This window comes from Nocardia sp. NPDC059154 (assembly GCF_042755705.1).
Lineage (GTDB): Bacteria > Actinomycetota > Actinomycetes > Mycobacteriales > Mycobacteriaceae > Nocardia.
The window spans coordinates 16,935-33,984 of record NZ_JBHZCS010000093.1 but is presented as its reverse complement, the minus strand read 5'-3'; the positions used below and the strand labels follow the sequence as shown (position 1 = coordinate 33,984).

Below are 17,050 nucleotides of genomic sequence, written 5' to 3'. Positions count from 1 at the left end.
TCCTGTCCTCGCTAGCGAGCACGAGCCGTCCGGTGGTTCCGGCCCGCCCCTACATTGTCGAGGCTGCTCCCAGCCTCACCCTCAACCCAGGGCTCGACCTGCCTCCAGCTTCAACCGATCACTGCGATGACCGGCGGCGGGCACCACCTCCCGCACGGCCAACATCAGCGCCTCGTGGCGCACGCGACTTCTCGTCCACACACAACACCACCGCAGGCGGATTGTCTTACAGGCCAAAGACATCCACCACTTTCTCCACGAACAGCGGGTCGGTGGAGATCTTGAACCCGTCGGTCCGGTGCGGCTTCAGTTCGAACCGGTGCCAGATCGGTCCGATGGTCGAGTGCGACAGTCCGGTGCGCTCGGCCATCGATGTCCGCGACCAGTGCGTGGCACCGGCCGGGGTCTGCTCCAGTGCCAAGGCCACGATCGACGGTGGCTGGTCTGGCCGTGGCTCGTCGGCCGGACCGGCCACCGCGTTCGATGAGCCGGTCGCGCCATTTGGCCACCGTCGGTGCGGAAACACCCAGCGCGCCCCCGGATTGGTGCTTTCGCGGAGCAGCTGTCCAGGAACGGCGGGTCGGCGGTGAGGACTGCGGGAACTTGTTGTCAGCGCTGATATCGAGCTACGACACGAGTGCAGGCTGGCTGATCTGTGATGGCGGTTCAAGCGAAGTGGCCGACTTCCTAGATATTGCTTACCGATTTAGGACTGCTAGCGGACACGTGATAATGGCTCTGGAGCAAATTGGGTGACTCCGCTCATCGTGCGAGTACTCGCTGGCGAAGCAGGTCGAAGTTGGCGCGACCAAACATGCTGCGCTTGAGGGATTTAATGCGTGTCACGGTGCCTTCGACAGCGCCGGAGCTCTGCGGGAGGGTCAGTCCGTTGCGGACGGCGTCGTAGTCCTTGACCAGCCCGGCAGCGAAACTGCGCAGCGGCGCGAGATCACTCGCCGCGGCCTCGGCGATCCACGCGTCGAGCAGGTGTCCGTGGCGGTGGCGGAGCATGTCGGCGAAGCCGGTGACGAGCCGTTCGAGCTCGCGCAGGGTGGCGCAGCGGTCGAGAATCCGCTGCAGGTCGGTGATCTCGTCCGTGGTGAGCTTGTGCCGGGGCCTCATCAGCCACCCGGTGAACTGGCGCGGCGTGATCGGCGGCGGCGCGGTCAGCACCGTGGCCGGACCCATCGCTTCTCGCCAGGTGTGTATCAGCCGCCGCACCGACCGCTCGCTGCCCCGGTAACCGCGGTCACGTACCTCGCGAAACAGGATGCGGGCATTGCGGCATCCTTCCTCCCACCGAGCCGCGAGGTAGGGGACGTGTTCATCGAGTGAGCTGCCTCGGCGGACGACCGTGGTGAGCAGGAGTTCGGGAGTGGCGGCCAGAGCGTAACGGCGGACGGTCTTGCCATCCAGGTGCAGTGCCTTGCTGATCGCGGTCGGGCCGACGCCCTTGGCGATCAGCGCATGAATCTCAGCGTGCCGTTTCCGGGTCGCCTCCGCCCGCCGGCCCGAGGCTTGTCCATCGGTGCGAACCGATGGTGCCGGTTGCCCGACCGCCGTATGCTCGTCGTGCTCGCGTAAGCATTTACGGTGCGCGCGAACGACTTTGTCGACTGCGGCAGTCAGGTTGTGGAGCAGATGCCAGCGATCCGCGATCTGGATCGCGTTCGGGGCACCACGCCGGGCGCCGTCGGCATACGGGCCGCCGCGGTCACGACACACAATGCGGATATTCGGGTGGTTGGCCAGCCAGGCCGCGAAGGTGTCGGAGGTGCGGTCGGGCAGCAGGTCGACCGGGCGATGGGTGAGCATGTCGATCACCACGCTGCCATAATTGTGGCCGCGGCGGATGGCGAAGTCGTCGACCCCGATCTCCACCAGCGTGCCGGTCGAATGCAGCGGGACCGCCCGCACCAGCCGCAACAGTGTCGACCGTGAAACCTCCACGGAGAGTTGCTGTGTCATTCGCGCACCGGGTCGGCCGCCCAACGCCAGGCCGATCCGAGTCAGCAGTTCGGTCACCAATGGGCTGCGTCGCTGATACCGGGCGACCAGCTCGCTGACCTGCTCGGAGAAGATCCTGCGCTCGCATTGCGAATCCGGGCACCGGAACCGGCGCACCATCAGCCGGATCACCACTTCTCGACCAGCCACGGCCAAATCTGCGATCCTGCGCTGGTAGCGGCTGTGCACCGTCGACGAGCGGCACCCGCACTGCGTGCAGTCGGCCGACGGACGACAGGTCGACGCGTCGAACTCAATCCGGTTGCTCGTTGCCGACACATCATCGATGCGAATCCCCGCAAGATGTGGAAACAGCAGGCTCACAAGGGTTCTCGCGACATCATCCAACACCACGAACCGCGTCTATAGGCGATTGCCCTGCGCCCCAGCGTGATCGACACGCACGGATCATCAAATTTGCTCCAGAGCCAGGTCCCGATGTCCGTTGACAAGGACGTCAACACACCCGCAACCTCGTGTCCAGCCCGCGAACACGGCCTCGTCGTACATCAGGTTCTGCGGTAGAAGCGAACATGACCATCCCACAGCTACCACGGTCACGAGACCGTGTGCCGCTTGTGCTGACGAAGGCGGCGCTTGCACTAGCGATGGCGCGGTACTGTGCCGTCCTTTCCGGATGTTTCTGATCCGGGCAATTGTTGGCGACCAGTAACGCCCGTCGGGTCATGGATGGGACGAATCGGGTTGCTGTGGGCGAGAATTGTTGTGGTCAGCGCTTCCACCGGCTCGGCGGGGGCGCGGGGGTTGGTCAGTAGCACGAGATCGAGTTCGCCAAGCTCGGGTAGTCCTGTGCTGCTCGACAATTCGATCAGGTCGTGGGGCAGCAAACTCCGTGTGAAAATCGCGACACCCAGCCCGGCGCGGGTCGCGGCGAGCACAGCATTGACACCACGCGCGGTGCACACTACCCGGTATCGGATGCCGGCCTCTTCCAGTGCCCGCACAGCCAACGCGCGACTCGGGCTCGGTGCCTGCCACACGATCAACGGCACCGGCCGGTCGTCATTCCCCCACGGCCCGGTTCCTTCGGCGGCTGCCCATACCAGCCGATCCCGACGGACAAGCCGACCGCGGCCCTCTCCAGCGGTCGTTTTCAGAAACGCGATGTCGACGTGGCCGGACTCGACACGACGTTCCAAGTGCGCCCCCTGCGAAACCGTCAAATCCAGGGTTATTCCAGGGTTGAGGTGGCGGAAATCCCGCAAGATATTGGGCACGCGTGTCAGCGCGAGATCGTCGGTGACACCGAACCGCAGCCGCCCGCGTACCCCGGCGCCGGTGAAATAGTCGGCAGCGGCGGTATTGGCGCTCAGAATCGACCGAGCGAACCCGACCATGGCTTCTCCGTCCACCGTCAATCTTACGGTCCGAGTGTCGCGAATCAACAATGGCCGTCCCACTGCCTGCTCAAGCTTGCGGATGTGCTGACTCACCGTCGGTTGTCCCATCCCCAACGACGCCGCAGCCTGGGTGAAACTCAGCGTCTGCGCGACGGCCAGGAAGGTACGCACCTGTCCGGGGGCAAACATCACTCGTCCATCCTTACCCAATTCATCAGAATCCGCAATGAGAATTATTGGTTAAAATCCTTTCAGGATTTTCTCCAGACCGCCTGTTCGCCCTCTTCTGACTTATGGAAGCCAGCAGTCATCGCTATTGCCGAGATGGACGAGTATGGGCTATGGAACAATCGGACTGAGGATTACAATAATTCATTGAGAGAATGACGCCGCGGTGGAATGTCGAAAATCGGTGACGGTAGTGCGGCGCCCACGCGCAGCGACAGCTCCTTCTCGGAGATCGAACATGCACTCAAGTGCGCGCTGGCAGCCATGACTCGGGCGCCATCAGGACTCCGGCCAGCCGGATCAGCGTAACGGGGTGAAGATTGGCGCTGTGTGGCTATTCTGACCCGATGTGGCCTCGCGGGTAATGGCCCTGGGGGTTTAACCAGCTTGCGACGGCATTCCAGTCTGCGGGTGTCATTCGGTTCGTGCGAGTGGTGGCGTACCTGCCATGGATCTCTTGGTGACGTTTCGCCGATGCTGGCGTTAGGCGCTCCCCACACGTATTGCAGCTTTGGTATTGCATTCACTAATTCCTGTCTGGTTACATTCCGGCACCTAAGGTGGCGCTCATTCTCGGCAGGGTCGGCGACATTGCGGATGCCGTGCGAGAAACTATTCCTCCGGCCGTTATCCATAACTAGTCAGTGCACACTGGAGGCCATCCTACGAGTCCGTAGCTATTCGCATTGCTCACTCGTGCCGACAACCAGTTCTATTAGGCACCAGCGTCTTTTGCGCGAGTCGTCGATCAGTGCCATGTCCGCGGCGGGCTGATGCGGTAGTCGAAAGCGCTGCAAGCCAGCCGTATTCGAGCATGAACATCACCGCCCCAAGTTCGGTTCCGTTACTGCGCTCGTTTTGACTTTTCATCACCAACTCACCTCAGGACGGCTTGGAGGCAGTTAGTCGGATGAGCGCCTCATCTTGGCCACCTCACGACACTTCAATCCGGAGGCTGGGTGCATCAGAGTGCGCACAGGAAAAATCCAAGCCCGCCGCCGAAGATCCGCGATGACAACGCCGTCCTTGATGAAGGCCGGGCCCAACTGCCGAGCGATTCGGAGGTGGTGTCCGAATGGAATGCAATGGATATGGAATTTTTGTGCAAGACAGCAGGCGGACTCGTCCTTCCGGCTGGGACCATACTGGTCCCCGGTATTACATCGTTCGAAACCATGCGATGGTCAACCGATTGCAGCACATGCGAGGACCGAGGCGGACAGTGTTGCCGATCGAAGAGTTCGGTCGGACAACACTGTCCGGCTTCAGCGAGGCTATCCGCTGAGGCGTCGCTACCTACTTAGATGGATTGAACGGCTGGTTGATGGTGGTGAAGTACTGCACTGCCGCCAGGATCGCCACCGGAGCGGTCACCAACAGCTGCCCCGCCAGGGTGCCCAACGCACCCACAGCGACGATCCCGCCCAGGCAACCGATAGCCGCAGCGGGAATGAACGGCCCGAACAACCCGACGATGGTCGCCGAAGCGACCGTCGCCCCAGCGATACCCCCGAGCACACAGCCGACCGCACCACCGGCAACGCCACCGACGAAGGTGCCGATCGTGGCACCCGTGCTGACGGTGGAGGCCATACGGTTCCAGGCCGCCTGCTCACGGTCGTAAGGCGTCTTCCAGGGTGCGGTGTCCTCGTACGGCAACGCCACCGGCTTGTACACCGCATGCGCCACATCGAACTGCGGGGTCAGCGTCGCGGTCCGATCATGGATATCCGCGGCGATCGGGAACACGAAATCATCGACACGGAACGACAACTCCGTGCCGCCCAGCACCGTCCCATCCGCCGCTTTGATCTTGAACACGCCCTGGTCATTGACCAACGAACCCGCATCTGTTGAGATGATGGTTGACGTCGGCGTGGTAGTGGCCTTGTAGTTTACAGCCTCTTGCGGGGTTGTCGGCTGAGCGGCCGCTACCCCGGCAGGGGCCGACAGCATGGCCGCCGCCAACGTTGCGCTAACAATAGCTTTCTTCATTGCTCAAACCTTCTTACTTGCTTGCCAGCCGTAGCCCTGAACATGCATATTCGAAACAGCAAGGGGACCCTTCATCTGGTATGCCTTGCGCAAATCGTTTCCTGGCCATGCCCTTTCTTCTTTCGCGCTATTCCCTAATGAGAGCCATGCAGAACGTTTTCGCGGACGAGTGCAGTACGCGCGCTCTTTCTGTTGACCTAAGCCGACGGCGGCGCATCGGCCTCCACCACTGCTTGGAGATCAGCACCAGCTTCGCCGGGGCTAAATAGAATCGACAAGTGTGGTGACCGGTCGATGATGCTCATCAAAGCTCTCTGGAAGTGCGTCTCATTTCTTGTTGCCTCAACGATCGGCGCCGACTGTGCGTGGCCGCGCTTGTTTTGTTCATTGACCGAAAGGATTCGGTCAATCCCCTGGCGGTCGCCTTAACGCGTGTTATTTCCAGTGGGTTACGTCACATTAAGCTCACGACCACGATATTGTCCAAGGCCGTATCGGAAACCAGCGATTCCAGATTGGAATCGGACCGACGATGGTGTATGCGGGATCCGCACTCGGTGCCGAAGCGGCTTCCTAACGCACAAGTCAACCAAGATCAGCACTCCAGACCGATGCGCCTCAGTCAACAGTGGCCCAGATGTCGCCCGCACACAGCCCGTCGCCGTCGCGGATCGCTTGTCGCGCAGTTTTTTTGCCGGTATGACAAGGTCGTACCGGTTATCAGCACGCTGAACCCGTCCGCGACTTGCCGTCGGCTCCAAAATCGGCAGACGGATTGGACCCGGCGACGCAGATCGGCGATGTCAGGTGGCGGAGGTCGGCATCGAGGGCATCGGGTCTTACGGGGCCGAACTTGCCCGCCACCTGCACGCCCGCGGCCATGATATTGCCGAGGTGCCGCGCCCGAACCGGCGACTTCGTCGCACCCAGGGAAAGACCGACACCATCGACGCCTACGCCGCAGCCCGCCGGCTGCTGGACGGATCCGGCGTCACTGCACCAAAACTGCGCAACGGCGCGATCGAAGCCGTTCGCGCGCTGCACGTCGCCCGACACAACGCGGTCAAGGCCACGACCGCGTCAATGAACACGCTGCGCGGCCTGATCACGTGCGAAGGTGGTGGCCACCTGCGCCGCGTTTCGTCCCGATCCTGCCCGTTTCGCCGATCCGGTGCAGGCGACCAACCTGGCGCGGCGTTCGCTCGCTGCTGGGTCCGCGAAGCCCAGGATCAGGCCAGCCAGCTCGAACGTCACCTGCACACGTTGCTCGAACAAGTTGCCCCGCACACTCTGAACATGTTCGCGCTGGGACCGGATACCGCTGCCGCACTGGTGATTTCGATCGGCGACAATCCCGACCGCCTGATCAGCGAAGCCGCGTTCGCCCGCCTCCGCAGCGTCGCCCCGATCCCCGCCTGTTCCGGCAAGACCGTCCGACATCGCCTCCACCGCGGCGGTGACCGGCAAGCCAACCAGGCCCTACACGTCGCGGTGATCGTGCGCCTGCGTTACGACCAGCGGACCAGGGCCTACGTCGCCCGTCGCACAGCAGAAGGCAAGACCAAACCGGAGATAATCCGTTGCCTCATTGGGCGAGTATTGATCTCGCGGTCCGACGATCGGATCGTGGTCCTCGGTCAGCATTCCGACCATGGCCGACTGGGTGGTCCAAGCGTCCCTGAAGCTGGTGCTGGAACCGATCTTCGAGGCGGACTGTGCGCCACGAGGCGCTGCTTTACCGGGCGCGGTGTGAGACCGTGCGGGGTTTCCTGTCGCAGCAGGGGGCCCGAAGCTGGGGACAGCCGTGCGACGTGAGGTCGCACATTGTGAGTGATCGCGTTTGATTGGAGGTCGTTCGACGAGGACGTGATCCGGTCCAGTGTCTGTGGGACCGTCCCCGCCCTGGCATGCGTCGTGGGTGACCGCGGGGTGCGAAGCCCAGGGTGAAGCCGAAGCGTCCCTGTTCCACCCAGGGGCGACGGGCGAGGGGAAGGCCGGACGTTGCGACACGATGTTGCACGAGTTGAGTGGGTGAGCTGTTTGGAGGTTCGGCTGATGTCGAAGGTGTAGCCCCAGGGCAGTGTTCGAGGTCCTGTCCTCAGCCTGACGTGCGCCGCTGGTGACGGTGGGGTGCGAAGCTCAGGTGATCAAGCCCAAGGATGCCCGCTCCATCCGGGTGTTACAGGTGAAGAGGAAGACCGGCCGGGCGAACGTGAGTGAACCCCCGATGATGCCCCGTCACTTCCAACCCCGCGGATGGAATGCAATGCAGGGGTCAAGGACTGGCCGTTGAGAAGCGGCAGACGCCAGTCGGCTACGTCCGGTCGGCTGGAAGAACACCATCGTCCCGGGGTGCAGGGGGCGCCCAACCCGGTCGTATCTCGCTCGTGCAGAACGTGACAACCCCGATGGGGTCCGGATAGCAATTGTGTCCGGTAAGCCGACCGTGAGGAAGGCCCAAATCCCCAGCGGGAGCAGGACGATCCCAAAAGCGAACGCCGGTGGCCGAAAGGCAACAGGAAACCGAGACCGTGAGCGGCCCTCCGCCGCTGGTCGCGCATAACTGGCCGGATACGGGTTGTTACCCGGACCTGAAAGGGTGCCCACGGGGATCGGGTGAGCCTGCGGAGATCCGATGACCGATGAAGCTGGAACTGAGGGACAAGTTGGACGTTATGACGGTGCTCGACGCGGCGGTGGTCGTGGACGGTGGCGAGGTGACGAACGGACCCGAAGACACGCCTGTGGACTGGCAGTCGATCGATTGGCGGCGAGTCGAAGGCGATGTAGAGCGGTTGCGGCAGCGCATCTTCGCGGCGTCGAAGGCAGGGGATCTGGCGAAGGTCCGTAATTTGCAGAAGTTGATGCTCCGGTCTCGCGCCAACACGCTGTTGAGCGTGCGGCGGGTCACGGAGATCAATGCTGGTCGCTTGACACCGGGCGTCGACGGCAAAGTAGTGCTGGAGTCTCCGGACAAGGCTGAGTTGGCCGATTGGGTGCAAAAGCATTCGAAGTCGTGGATGCCCCGGCCTGTCAGGCGGGTGTATATACCGAAGGCCAACGGAAAGCGGCGTCCGCTCGGTATTCCTGTGATCGCCGACAGATGTCTTCAGGCTTTGACGGCGACGGCGTTGGAACCGGAGTGGGAAGCGCGATTCGAACCGAAGTCGTATGGATTTCGGCCGGGTCGCGGCTGTCACGATGCGATCGAGGCCATCTTCCTGACCGCGAAAGGTGTTAACGCCAAGCGGTTGTGGGTTCTCGACGCAGATTTGGCGGCGGCATTCGACCGAATCGACCATCGCCATGTAATAGCCAGCCTCGGTTCGTTTCCCGCAAGGAAATTGGTCGAGCAATGGCTCAAATCGGGTGTGGTCGACAAAGGTTGGTTCACGCCGACCGAGGAAGGTGTTCCTCAGGGAGGTGTGATCAGTCCCGTGCTGTTGAATGTGGCCTTGCACGGTATGGAACAGGCCGCCGGGGTCCGTTATTGCACAACCGGCAGACACGCCGGAAGTGTTCTGGCGGGCAGCCCCATCGTGGTGAGGTATGCAGACTTATGCCGACGTCGGCATAAGTCGGCTTATGGGGACCGGTGGGTTATGCCGACCACGGGGTGGTGATGCTGGTCGGTGGGGTTGCCGGGCTGGTCTGGTCGGCATAACCCCGCCCCTTGTGATCGGGGTGGTGGTGGGTTTCGAGTGGTTGCAGGAAAGCAAACCACTCGAGACGGGAGAGATCGCATGGGTGCCAAGGGGTCGGTGGATGTGCTGGTGGCCGAGTTCCGGTCGTGGCTGGCGGTGGATCGGGGGCTGTCGCGGGAAACGGTCCGTTGTTACGGAACCTAGGCCGGCAAGTTCCTGGCCGGGCTGCCGGAACCTCTGGATGTTGCTGTGCTGCAGCTGGATTCGGGTCAGATCACGATGTTCATGGTCGATTATTGCCGTGGCTACGATCCGGCCTCGGCGAAGGCGATGGTGACCGCGCTGCGGGCGCTGCTGCGGTTCTTGCACGTGTCCGGGCGGATCCTGGTGCCGCTGGTGGGCGCGGTTGCGGGAGTGGCGGGCTGGCGGCTGGCGTCGCTGCCACGCGGCCTTGACGCAGCGGTGGTGGCGCGGCTGCTCGCGGGATGCGACCGGGCGACGGCGGTCGGGCGCCGCGATCGTGCGATCTTGACGGTGCTGGCTCGGCTGGGGCTGCGCGGCGCCGAGGTCGCTGCTCTGGAGTTGACCGATATCGACTGGCGTGGCGGCGAAATCACCGTCCGCGGCAAGGCCAACCGGATCGACCGGCTGCCGCTGCCGGTCGATGTCGGTGAGGCGATCGTGACGTATTTGACCGGCGGGCGTCCGGCCTGCGCGGTGCCGACGGTGTTCTGCACCGTTCGCCGACCTTATCGGCCGTTGAACGGGTCGGCGGTGCGGGCGATCATGGGCCGCAGCTGCGCTCACGCGGACCTGCCGCGGGTCGGGGCGCATCGTCTGCGTCACTCACTGGCCAGCGACATGCTGCGGGCAGGAGCGTCGCTGCCGGAAGTTGGACAGGTTCTACGACACCGAAGTCACCTGTCCACAACGATCTATGCGAAGGTCGACGAGAACGCGCTGCGTCCGCTGGCGCGGCCCTGGCCGATCGAGGTGCGGTCATGAGCCGGTTGCGCCGCGCCGCCGAAGACTACCTCACGATGCGGCGGACGCTGGGGTTCAAACTGACAACCCAAGCCGCGCAACTGATGTCGTTCGTCGGCTACTGCGAATCGGCCGGCATCGATCGCATCACCAGCGACCTGGCGCTGGAATGGGCGACGACGACCCGCAGCGGCAGTGGTCACGACGCCTACCTGGCGCGCAGGTTGATGACAGTGCGGATCTTCGCCCGCCACTACCAGACCCTCGATCCCACCAGCGAGATCCCACCCGAAGACGCTCTGCCGCACCACAAATGCCGGATCGCACCGTATCTGTATTCACCCGCCGAAATCGCGGCCCTCATCGCCGCCGCCGGGCGATTGCGGCCAGCGCTGCGGGCGGCGACCTGGCAGACCTTGATCGGCCTGCTCACGGTGACCGGCATGCGCAAACGCGAAGCCTGCCACCTCGACGACGAACACGTCGACCTCGACCGAGCTGAACTGGTAATCCTGGATTCGAAGTTCGGCAAGTCCCGGCGCCTGTTCCTGCACGACACGACCGTCACCGCACTGCGGGACTACCAGCGGCAACGCAACCACGACTGCCCGAGCCGGTCCGGGCCGAGCTTCTTCGTCTCCACCCGAGGCACCCGCCTGGACACCGAAAACATCCCCAGCACGTTCACCGGGTTGATCGACGCGGCCGGCATCACGGTGCCGACAGGACAACGGCGACCTCGGATACATGACCTGCGGCATTCGTTCACCGTCGCCACGATGATCGGGTTCTATCGTGACGGCGGCGACGTCCAGGCGAGGTTGCCGATCCTGTCGACCTGGCTCGGCCACGTCGACCCGAAGTCGACCTATTGGTATCAGCAGCAGGTCCCCGAGTTGCTGGCCCTGGTCGCCGAACGCCTGGAAACCGTTGGGGGCCAGCGATGACCGCGTTGGCGCCGATCCTGCAAGCATTCTTCACCGACAAACTACTGCGTCAGCGCCGTGCCGGCCCGAACACCATCGCCGCCTACCGCGACACCTGGCGCCTGTTGCTGCAATTCGCTTCCCGCGCAACAGCAACCGCACCCAGCACCCTCGATCTGGGGCAACTCGACGCCGGACTGATCACCGCGTTCCTCACCCACCTCGAGACCGAGCGGTCCAACAGCACCGCGACCCGCAACGCGCGGCTGGCCGCGATCCGGTCGCTGTTCCACTACGCCGCCCTGCACGCGCCCGAACACGCCGCCGACATCGCCCGAGTTCTGGCCATCCCACCGAAACGCTGTGACCGGCCCATCGTCTCCTACCTCACCACCAACGAGATCGACGCACTGGTCACCGCCCCGGACCGCGCCACCCGGCTCGGGCGCCGCGACCACGCTCTGCTGGTGCTGGCCTGCCAGACCGGGCTCCGGGTTTCCGAACTGACCGGGTTGACCCGAGCCGATATTCACCTCGGCCCCGGCGCTCACGTCCGCTGCCACGGCAAAGGCCGCAAAGACCGGGCCACCCCGCTCAGCCGTCACACCGTTGCCGCGCTGCAAGATTGGCTCACCAACCACGACAGCGCACCCACCGATCCGCTGTTCACCACCCGTGCGGGCCGACCGCTCTCGCGAGACGCGGTCGCCAAGCTGGTCACCAAACACACCAACCGCGCGGCCAGCACTTGCCCGAGCCTGAGCGGTAAAACCGTCTCCCCCCATACCCTGCGACATTCGGCGGCCATGGCACTGCTGCACGCCGGGATCGACACCTCCGTCATCGCACTCTGGCTCGGCCACGAGGATCCCGGATCCACTCACGCCTACCTGCACGCCGATATGAGCATCAAGGAGAATGCCCTGGCCCGGCTCACACCGCCGAACACCAGCCCCGGCCGCTACCGGCCCACCGACACCCTGCTCGAATTCCTCGACAACCTCTGACTCCGATCACACGCCCCGGGTTATGCCGACCAGACCAGCCCGGCAACCTCACCGACCAGCATCACCACCCCGTGGTCGGCATAACCCACCGGTCCCCATAAGCGGACGACCTGGTCGCTTTCGCTCACTCCCGTGAGGAAGCCGAGCAGATCAGGGCACGGCTGGCCGAATGGCTGGCACCCAGAGGGCTGAAGTTCAACGAAGAGAAAACGCGCATCGTTTCGCTCCGGGACGGTTTCGACTTTCTGGGCTTCAACGTGCGCCGCTACGGCGGCAAGCTGCTGATCAAACCAAGCAAGGCGGCTTTGCAGCGAATCCGGGAACGGCTTTCCGCTGAGATGAAGGCCTTACGAGGGGCCAACGCCGAAGCGGTGATCACCACGCTCAACCCGGTCATCAAGGGATGGGCTGCCTATTACCGGACGGCGGTGTCCAGCAGGGCATTTGCCACGCTGGACAACCACATGTGGCACCTAACCTACAAATGGGTCCGGCACAGCCACCCGAACAAATCGAGGAAATGGGTTACCGCCCGCTACTTCGGTCCGTTCAACAAGTCCAGGAGGAACGTGTGGGTTTTCGGTGACCGCGACAGCGGCGCATATCTGCACAAGTTCGCCTGGACGAAGATAGTCCGGCACCAGATGGTCAAGGGCGGGTCGTCTCCGGATGATCCCGACCTGACCGAGTACTGGGCCGAACGGCGTCGCCGTCGGAGAAACCCACTCGACACGGCCGGGCTGCCGGTACTTCATGTGCAGCGCGGTCGTTGTCCATTGTGTGGGAGTCTTTTGCTGCACGCCGACTACGAGCCACGGACCCCACGCGAGTGGGAGCGTTGGCTCAAGGTAATCCGTTTGGCGATTCGCAGACAAGCAATCGCTGTCTCGGAGGATTTCGGCACGTCGGACAAACCCGGCGCTCTCCGACTCGTACACACCCATTGCCGAACCCGTCGTCAACCCAGGGGCGGCGATGAATCGGTACTGCTACCTGCCAACGAGCCTTCGGGGCTTGCTTGAGCCGTGTGCCGCGACGAGTGGCACGCACGGTTCTTAGGGGGGATCGGCGGGGTAACCCGCCGGTCCTACCCGGCGGTGAACGCAAGCGAATTAGCGACGACCCCGTCGGCTTCACCGAGCTCACCACACTGCTGGCCGAGGCAGGCGACTCCGCGGAGGACCCGATCCCAGTCGCGATTGAAACCCCGCGCGGGCTGATGGTCGCCGCCGCGCTGCGCGCCACCTGCCGTCCGGTCTACTCGATCAATCCCATGGCCGTCGCCCCGCGAACGGCACTCGATGACTCGCGCCAAATCCGATCACGTCGACGCCATGACCCTGGCCAACATTATCCGCGTCGACGGTGAATACCACCGACGATTGCCCGCCGACAGCGAACTCGCCCAAGCGATCGCCGTTCTTGCTCGCGCCCAGCAGGACGCCGTCAGGCGCCGCACCAAAGCCAGCAACGAGCTGCGCTCGCTGCTGCGCGAGTACTACCCGGCCTTGTTGGCGACCTTCGCGAAACGCTCGGTCCACAACCCTGCACGGCACGAAGCCCCCGACATCCTGGCCCTCGCACCAACCCCGCCCACGCGGCCAAGGTCACGAAAACCGTGTCGCCGCCGCGCTACGACGCGCTGGATGTCAGCGCGGGTGTCGACAAGCTCGCCGCCGAGATCGTGGTTGGTCTGCGCACACCGCAGTAGCGGCAACCGACGCTGGTCGCAAATGCCATGGGTCGCCAAGCGCTCGCCCTGCTTGCGACTCTCGATGCGGCCTGCACCGGAGCCAACGACCTGGAACAGGCCACCGCCGAGGAGTTCAACAAGCACCCGGACTACGAGGTCGTCACCAGTTTCCCCGGGCTCGCGGATTTCGCCGGCGCTCGGGTTCTCGCCGAGATCGGTGACGACCGCACACGATTCGCCAGTGACCGAGCATTGAAGGCCTACGCCGGGTCCGCACCCGCTACCCGGGCCTCTGGTAAGTCGATCGCGATCACCCACCGGCGCATCAAGAACGACCGCCTGGCCGCGGCCGGCTGGGTCTGGGCCTTCACCGCGATGGCCACCGACGGCCCCACCCGAGAGACTACCTACGTCGCGCGAAACGACTTGACGCTTAACACCATCGGAGGTCTTGCGTGTCGCCATGGTCTTCGAGCCTTCCTGCCCACTCCGTGGGCCGGCAAGGGCTCTCACACTCCCCAGACCCAAATCAGGGGGGCAGGTCAAGGGAGGTCGATCCAGCCGACGGCTACAACCGGACCGGAACGGTGCACCCTCCGCAACCTGTCGGTACCGCGCTTAGCACAGCGGGCAGACCTATTTCGCCGTCAGTCCGATCTTGCTCATAACAACGACACGGTCTGCGGCCGGGTGTGGGTGGTGGTCCGCTCGCGGGCGGGTCGGCCGATGGCCTCAGCGATGGCCCGCAGTTCTGCGACGGTCTTCGCCGAGCCGTGCTCGGATCCGGCCATCCGGGAGATGGTCTCCTCCATCAGGGTGCCGCCGAGATCGTTCGCCCCGCCCTGCAGCAGCACCTGCGTGCCGGTCACGCCGAGCTTTACCCAGCTAGTCTGGATGTTCGCGACGCTGCCGTGCAGCATGATTCGCGCCAGTGCGTGGACCGCCCGGTTGTCCCTGTTGGTCGGGCCAGGCCGTGAAGCCCCCGCCAAGTACAACGGCGCCCTCTGATGCACGAACGGCAGCGGCACGAACTCGGTGAAACCACCGGTGTGGTCCTGAATGCCGCGCAGCACGCGCAAATGTCTCACCCAGTGACGCGGGTTGTCCACGTGCCCGTACATCATCGTCGAACTCGACCGCAGCCCAACCTCGTGCGCGGTGGTCACCACGTCGATCCAGGAGGCGGTGGGCAGCTTGCCCTTAGTGAGCACCCATCGCACTTCGTCATCGAGGATCTCCGCCGCAGTACCCGGAATGGTGTCCAGGCCGGCCTCGCGCAGTTCGATCAGCCAGTCCCTCACACTCTGCCCAGCCCGGGATGCCCCGTTGACGATCTCCATTGGGGAGAACGCATGCACATGCATCGACGGCACCCGCTCCTTGACTGCCCGCACCAGGTCGGCGTACCCGTTCACCGGCAACGCTGGGTCGATACCGCCCTGCATGCACACCTCCGTCGCCCCGGCTACATGCGCCTCCCACGCACGGTCCGCGACCTCCGACATCGACAGCGTGAACGCATCCGCGTCGCCCTTGCGCTGCGCGAACGCACAGAACCGGCACCCTGTGTAGCAGATGTTTGTGAAATTGATGTTCCGGTTCACCACATAGGTGACGTCATCCCCGACGGCATCGGCGCGCAGCGAATCCGCCAGCGCCGCCACCGCCTCAAGCCCCGGCCCCTCTGCGGTCGCCAGCGCCAGATACTCGTCGTCCGACAAACCCGCCGGATCGCGTTCGGCGGCTCGCAACGCCGCGAGAACATCGGTGTTCACGCGCACCGGGCCATTGAGGTCGCGGACCTGCTCACGCACGGTCTCCCAGTCACCGAACGCACTGCCCAAGTCGCTGCGAGCCTCGGTGTTGCGGCCCGTCGTGTCGATCTCGGTGTGCAGATCCACCCGCCCCGCCGACTCCCACGACTCATCTGGCTCCTGCCACGGCAACCCCACCGGGATGGTGCCTGGTTTCGCCAGCCCCGTCTCCGGATCGGCGAGCGCAGCAACGTGGGCCGCGATCCGCGGGTCGATCCAGGGCGAGCCGGCCAGCACGAACTGTGGCTGCACCGCCGTCCGCTCAGTGAGCACGAAACCAGCGGCTGCGGTGATCTCCGCCAACGTCTCCAGGTTCGGCCACGGCCGCTCCGGGTTCACGTGATCCGGCGTCAGCGGCGACACCCCACCCCAGTCGTCGACACCGGCCGCCAGCAGGGCGGCGCACTCGCTTGTCGACACCAGATTCGGCGGCGACTGGATCCGCATCCCCGGCCCCAAAAGCAGCCGCGCCACCGCGATCGTCGCCAGGAACTCCTCAAGACCGGCGTCCGGGGCATCGCGCATCGCAGTGTCCGGCTTCGCCAGAAAATTCTGCACGATCACCTCCTGGATGTGCCCGAACGCCTTGTGCGACTTACGGATCGCCATAATCGACTCGGCCCGTTCGACCACCGTCTCCCCGATCCCGACCAGAATCCCGGTGGTGAACGGGACGCTGAGCCGCCCGGCGTCGGTCAAGGTCCGCAACCGCACCACCGGGTCCTTATCCGGGCTGCCATAGTGGCATTCGCCCTTGTCGGTGAACAGTCGCGTCGCGGTTGTCTCAAGCATCATGCCCATCGACGGCGCCACCGGCTTGAGCCGCGAGATCTCCTCCCACCCCATCACCCCCGGGTTCAGATGCGGTAGCAGTCCCGTCTCCTCGAGCACCCGGATCGACATCGCCCGCACGAAGTCCAGGGTGGAGTCGTAACCTCGCTCGTCGAGCCATTGTTTCGCCTCCGGCCACCGGTCTTCGGGCCGGTCACCGAGCGTGAACAGAGCCTCCTTACAGCCCAATTCGGCGCCCTGCCGGGCGATCGCCAGCACCTCGTCAGGTTCGAGGTAGGCGCCGCGTCCTTCCGATCGCAGCTTCCCCGGCACTGTCACGAACGTGCAGTAGTGGCATTTGTCGCGGCACAGTTGCGTGAGCGGGACGAAGACTTTGCGCGAATAGGTGATCGCCTTCGGCCTGCCTGCCGCTAGCAGCCCCGCGTCGCGCACCTTCGCCGCCGACAAACACAGCTCTGCGAGATCGTCACCGCGAGCCTGCAACAGCACCGCGGACTCGTCGACGTTCAACGTCGCACCGTCCCGTGCCCGCCGCATCGCCCGCCGCATCGCAGACTGTGTCACGGTGGGCAGGGGCATTGAGAGTTCTTCACTCAAGG

At 64.3% G+C, this 17,050-nt stretch carries 10 protein-coding genes and 4 pseudogenes; 9 read left to right on the top strand and 5 right to left on the bottom strand.

All coding sequences use genetic code 11. The features are described from left to right. Positions 1 to 229 precede the first annotated feature (229 nt). The 4 genes and pseudogenes from ACFXN1_RS45795 to ACFXN1_RS45780 form a co-directional block, all read right to left on the bottom strand. Positions 230 to 512: pseudogene (locus ACFXN1_RS45795) on the bottom strand (IS630 family transposase); the annotation flags it as partial. Positions 513 to 762: 250 nt separating this feature from the next. Beyond that, positions 763 to 2,286, bottom strand: a complete 1,524-nt coding sequence (locus ACFXN1_RS45790; protein ID WP_379463968.1) for an ISL3 family transposase — start codon at positions 2,284 to 2,286, stop codon at positions 763 to 765. 323 nt (positions 2,287 to 2,609) lie between these two features. Further along, positions 2,610 to 3,557, bottom strand: a complete 948-nt coding sequence (locus ACFXN1_RS45785; RefSeq protein ID WP_379442728.1) for a LysR substrate-binding domain-containing protein — start codon at positions 3,555 to 3,557, stop codon at positions 2,610 to 2,612. 1,335 nt (positions 3,558 to 4,892) lie between these two features. After that, positions 4,893 to 5,591 carry a hypothetical protein gene (locus ACFXN1_RS45780; protein WP_379442696.1) on the bottom strand — a complete coding sequence of 233 codons (699 nt, stop codon included), beginning with the start codon at positions 5,589 to 5,591 and terminating at the stop codon, positions 4,893 to 4,895. A gap of 807 nt (positions 5,592 to 6,398) precedes the next feature. Here ACFXN1_RS45780 and ACFXN1_RS45775 point away from each other — a divergent pair. The 9 genes and pseudogenes from ACFXN1_RS45775 to ACFXN1_RS45735 form a co-directional block, all read left to right on the top strand. Continuing rightward, positions 6,399 to 7,406, top strand: coding sequence for a transposase (locus tag ACFXN1_RS45775; protein WP_379442698.1), 1,008 nt, complete (start codon positions 6,399 to 6,401; stop codon positions 7,404 to 7,406). An 860-nt stretch (positions 7,407 to 8,266) separates the two neighbouring features. Next, positions 8,267 to 9,214, top strand: coding sequence for a reverse transcriptase N-terminal domain-containing protein (locus ACFXN1_RS45770; protein WP_379463966.1), 948 nt, complete (start codon positions 8,267 to 8,269; stop codon positions 9,212 to 9,214). Between the two features lie 270 nt (positions 9,215 to 9,484). Further along, positions 9,485 to 10,240: a site-specific integrase gene (locus tag ACFXN1_RS45765; RefSeq protein WP_379442702.1), complete on the top strand. Its 756-nt coding sequence runs from the start codon at positions 9,485 to 9,487 to the stop codon at positions 10,238 to 10,240. After that, positions 10,237 to 11,166, top strand: a complete 930-nt coding sequence (locus tag ACFXN1_RS45760) for a tyrosine-type recombinase/integrase (protein ID WP_379442703.1) — start codon at positions 10,237 to 10,239, stop codon at positions 11,164 to 11,166. The genes ACFXN1_RS45765 and ACFXN1_RS45760 overlap by 4 nt, the downstream gene beginning before the upstream one ends. Then, entirely contained in the window at positions 11,163 to 12,152 is a 990-nt protein-coding gene (locus ACFXN1_RS45755; RefSeq protein ID WP_379442705.1) for a tyrosine-type recombinase/integrase, read from the top strand. Before ACFXN1_RS45760 ends, ACFXN1_RS45755 begins: the two co-directional genes overlap by 4 nt. A 110-nt stretch (positions 12,153 to 12,262) precedes the next feature. Further along, positions 12,263 to 12,400: pseudogene (locus ACFXN1_RS45750) on the top strand (hypothetical protein); the annotation flags it as partial. 9 nt (positions 12,401 to 12,409) lie between these two features. Then, complete coding sequence (locus tag ACFXN1_RS45745) at positions 12,410 to 13,174, top strand: group II intron maturase-specific domain-containing protein (RefSeq protein WP_379442706.1); 765 nt, start codon at positions 12,410 to 12,412, stop codon at positions 13,172 to 13,174. 279 nt (positions 13,175 to 13,453) lie between these two features. Beyond that, a pseudogene (locus ACFXN1_RS45740) lies at positions 13,454 to 13,597 on the top strand (transposase); the annotation flags it as partial. 293 nt (positions 13,598 to 13,890) lie between these two features. Then, a pseudogene (locus ACFXN1_RS45735) lies at positions 13,891 to 14,238 on the top strand (transposase); the annotation flags it as partial. 269 nt (positions 14,239 to 14,507) lie between these two features. On the opposite strand, the gene ACFXN1_RS45730 reads toward ACFXN1_RS45735, so the two are convergent. After that, positions 14,508 to 17,015, bottom strand: a complete 2,508-nt coding sequence (locus ACFXN1_RS45730; RefSeq protein WP_379404398.1) for a bifunctional FO biosynthesis protein CofGH — start codon at positions 17,013 to 17,015, stop codon at positions 14,508 to 14,510. Positions 17,016 to 17,050: the final 35 nt, after the last annotated feature.